Source organism: Allostella sp. (assembly GCF_041913585.1).
GTDB lineage: Bacteria > Pseudomonadota > Alphaproteobacteria > ATCC43930 > Allostellaceae > Allostella.
In genome coordinates this window covers 1-3,213 of sequence record NZ_JAYSFE010000239.1, presented here as the reverse complement: position 1 = coordinate 3,213, position 3,213 = coordinate 1, and the positions used below count along the sequence as shown (strand labels likewise).

The 3,213-nt window shown below is 73.4% G+C and carries 4 protein-coding genes; all 4 read right to left on the bottom strand.

The window, feature by feature from the left end; all coding sequences use genetic code 11:
• Window positions 1–748, bottom strand: a 748-nt coding sequence (locus ACE3Q3_RS23630) for an MFS transporter (protein WP_374450201.1), incomplete at its 3' end; no start/stop codon positions are given.
• A gap of 42 nt (window positions 749–790) precedes the next feature.
• Window positions 791–2,299, bottom strand: coding sequence for a M81 family metallopeptidase (locus ACE3Q3_RS23625; protein ID WP_374450198.1), 1,509 nt, complete (start codon window positions 2,297–2,299; stop codon window positions 791–793).
• Between the two features lie 37 nt (window positions 2,300–2,336).
• Window positions 2,337–2,969 (bottom strand): GDYXXLXY domain-containing protein, encoded by a 633-nt coding sequence (locus tag ACE3Q3_RS23620; protein ID WP_374450196.1) that lies wholly within the window; start codon window positions 2,967–2,969, stop codon window positions 2,337–2,339.
• Window positions 2,966–3,213: hypothetical protein (locus ACE3Q3_RS23615; protein WP_374450193.1), on the bottom strand; the 248-nt coding region annotated here is incomplete at its 5' end. The genes ACE3Q3_RS23620 and ACE3Q3_RS23615, both read right to left, overlap by 4 nt.

Here is a 3,213-nt window from a genome sequence, read left to right as displayed (position 1 = left end):
AGGCGACGATGTGGACCTGCGGCATCGACATGGCGATGCAGCAGGCGATGCCGGCGAAGGCGAGCAGGAGCTGGAGCCGGTTCGGCGACAGCGCCACCGGCCGCGGTCCGCCGCCGGTCCCCGCGGTCGCGCCGAGACGCTGCGGCGGCGGCCGCCGACGCAGCAGGAAGGCCAGCGGCAGCATCAGCAGCACGCAGGCGATGCCGACCACCATGTGGGCGAAGCGCCAGCCATGGTCGGTGACCAGCGCCTGGATCACCGACGGCCAGATGGTGCCCGCGACATAGTTGCCGCTGGCGCAGATGCCGACCGCGATGCCGCGGCGCCGGTTGAACCAGTGCGAGATGTCGGCGATGAGCGGGCCGAACACGGCCGAACTGCCGAGCAGGCCGATGAAGACGCCGTGGAAGAGGGCGAACTGCCACAGGCTGCTCGCGAGCGAGGAGCCGACATAGCCGACGGCGATCGCCACCGCCCCGACCGCGACCGGCACGACGATGCCGAAGCGGTCGCTGAGCCGGCCCATCAGCACGCCGCCCGCCGCGAACCCGACCATGGCGGCGGTATAGGGGATGGATGCGGTGCCGCGGTCGACGCCGAACTCGGCCTGCACGGCCGGCAGCACGACGACGACCGACCAGAAGCCGACGCCGCCGACGGCGCCCAGCAGCACCGAGATGGCGAGGCGCACCCAGGCATAGGTGGATTCCACCCCGCCCGGTGCGGGTCGGGTCTTGGCGATCGGCATCGTTTCCTCCCCCCGCTCTCGAGGGCGGGGTCTCTGGTTCTTCTAGGCGGACCGGAAGCGCGCGTCCGGGTCGATGGGATAGATCGGCCGCCGCAGGCGCCGGAAGCGGAAGAGCGAGTAGTCGGAACTGGCGACGCCCACCCCGTCGCATTCGACGACGGCGCGGGCGATCGGCAGGAAGGTCGGCTTGTACTGGATGCGCGACTTCAGCACGAGGAAGCGCTTGCCGGCGGGCTCGATGCCGAGCGCACGGAAGACCGCGAGGTCGTAGGGCTCGATCCGCCGGCTGGTGACGACGATCTGGACGCCGCAGTCGGCATCGAAGCGCACCGACGGCCCCATGTTGAGGGCGGTGCCCGTGAAGACCGGCCCGGTCACCGTCAGCATCCCGTCCGCGATCGCGCCGACCCGGCCCGCGAGGCGCAGCGGTTGCGGCTGCTCGGTGAGCGTGGGCGCGGCCATCTTGCCGCCGATGTCGACGGTGCGGCGGGCGCCGACGCCGGCCGCCGTCAGTTCCGCCACCGCGCCGGGGTCGCAGACGGGCGCGACGGCGACGTCGGTCAGGCCCTGGCGGATCGCCTCCGCGACGACGCTCATGGCGTCGAGCGTGCCGCCCGAGTTGCAGTTGTCGGCATGGTCGATCAGCAGCACTGGGCCGGGCCTGCCGTCCCCCTCGGCCAGCCGGCGCGCCTCCGCCACCTGGTCGGCGAGCGGCCGCGGATGATGGACGAGGCCGGCGCGCGCCGCCCAGGCGGCGGCCAGCAGCCGGTCGCGAACGGCGCGCGCCCGGGCCCGGTCGCCGTCGGCGACGACGAGGACCGAGAGGCCCGCCTCGCGCGTGTCGGCGAGCGGGAAGCCCGCGAACATGGTGACGGCGAGGATGCCGGGTTCGCGCTCGGCCTCCGCCGCCAGTGCCATCAGGCCGCGCATCGGCTCGTCGCCGGTGTCCTGCTTCAGCGTGTGCGGCAGCATCGGCGCGTTGCCCCATTCCATCACCGGCCGAACCCGCCCGGCGAGCGCATCGAGCAGCAGGCGCCCGGCGCGCTCGCCGGCCTCGTACATGTCGAGATGCGGATAGGTGCGATAGCCGACGGCGACCGTCGCATTCCCGACCATCGCCTCGGTCAGGTTGGTGTGGAAGTCGAGCGCGACGCCGATCGGCAGGTCGGGGGCGATCGCCCGGATGCGGGCCAGCAGCGTGCCCTCGCCGTCGTCGGTCGGTTCGGCGATCATCGCCCCGTGGAGGTCGAGGAGCGCCGCGTCGCAGCCCTGGCGCACGGCGTCGAGGATCGCCCCGCAGATCGTGTCGTAGGCATGGGCGTCGACCGGGGCGCTCGGGCTGCAGCGGGCGGCGACCGGCGTCGTGACGGTCGCACCCGACGCCTCGGCCAGGCGGATGAAGGCCGCCATCGGCATCCCGGTCTTCTCGAAGGCGGCGCGGGCGGCGGCCCCGTAGTAGGGACCGGCGCCGATGCCGAAACGGTCGATGGTGGTGGGGACGGGTGAGAAGCTGTTGGTCTCGTGGCTGAAGGCCGCGACGACGATCTTCATGGGGCAGGGGCTCTCGGGCGGCGACGGCGGGACCGGCTCAGTATAGCGGTTCGGTGTAGAGCATCTGTCCATCCAGCAGCAGCCGCTTGATGGCGGCGTCGCCCGAGCGTGTCACGGCGGCCACGATCTCGAGCCGGCTCTTCTCCGTCGTCTCGATCGTCCGGCCCTCGCCTTCCGGGACGAAATAGGCCTCGATGCCGTAGTCGACGCCGACGACGGGACAGGCGGACGGGCAGGCCCCGCGGTCGCCGGCGCGCCGCGGCGCGGTCGAGACATAGTCGACGCGGCCCTGGATCACGATCTCGGCGGCGCCGGCCGGCCGGCGGCGATGCGCCGCCACCGCCCGGGCGCGTCCCTCGCCGTCGGGCCGCAGCACGACGTGGATCGGGTCGCCGCGGCGGAACTCCTTGTCGCCGGCGATCCGGTCGAGCCGGAGTTCGCCGATCTCGTAGGTCAGCACGACGTAGTCGCCGCGGAAGAGATCGCGCGGGTCGACCGGCACGATCGCGAGCCGCACCTCGGCGCCGTCGCGCAGGATGAGGGCGCGGTGGCCGATCATGGCGCCGAGGAGGGCGGCCAGAACCACGAAGCAGAGGGCGTAGCGCAGGCCGGCGGGCAGGCGCGCGGCCAGCCGGTCGAGCGACAGGGCTTCGGCGAGGCGGCGGTTCACGGGCGGGCCTCCGGGGCGGTGGCGGCGACGAGGCGCCGCGCACCCCAGCCGAAGAGCAGCAGGACGATGCCGGCCACGAGGAAGAAGAGCGACTGGTCGAGCAGCGTGCCGACCGTCCGGTACATCAGCCACAGGACGAGGCCGCCGAAGGCGGTGTAGCCGGCGGCCGTGACCGTGCGGCTGGCGGCGAAGAGCCCGGCGCCGATCAGCCCGACGCTGCTCGCCAGCGCCAGCACCGGCGCGA

Bases quoted from the DNA above. Each gene is read 5' to 3' on its own strand.
- ACE3Q3_RS23625 (WP_374450198.1), bottom strand. From the start codon at position 2,299: ATGAAGATCGTCGTCGCGGCCTTCAGCCACGAGACCAACAGCTTCTCA.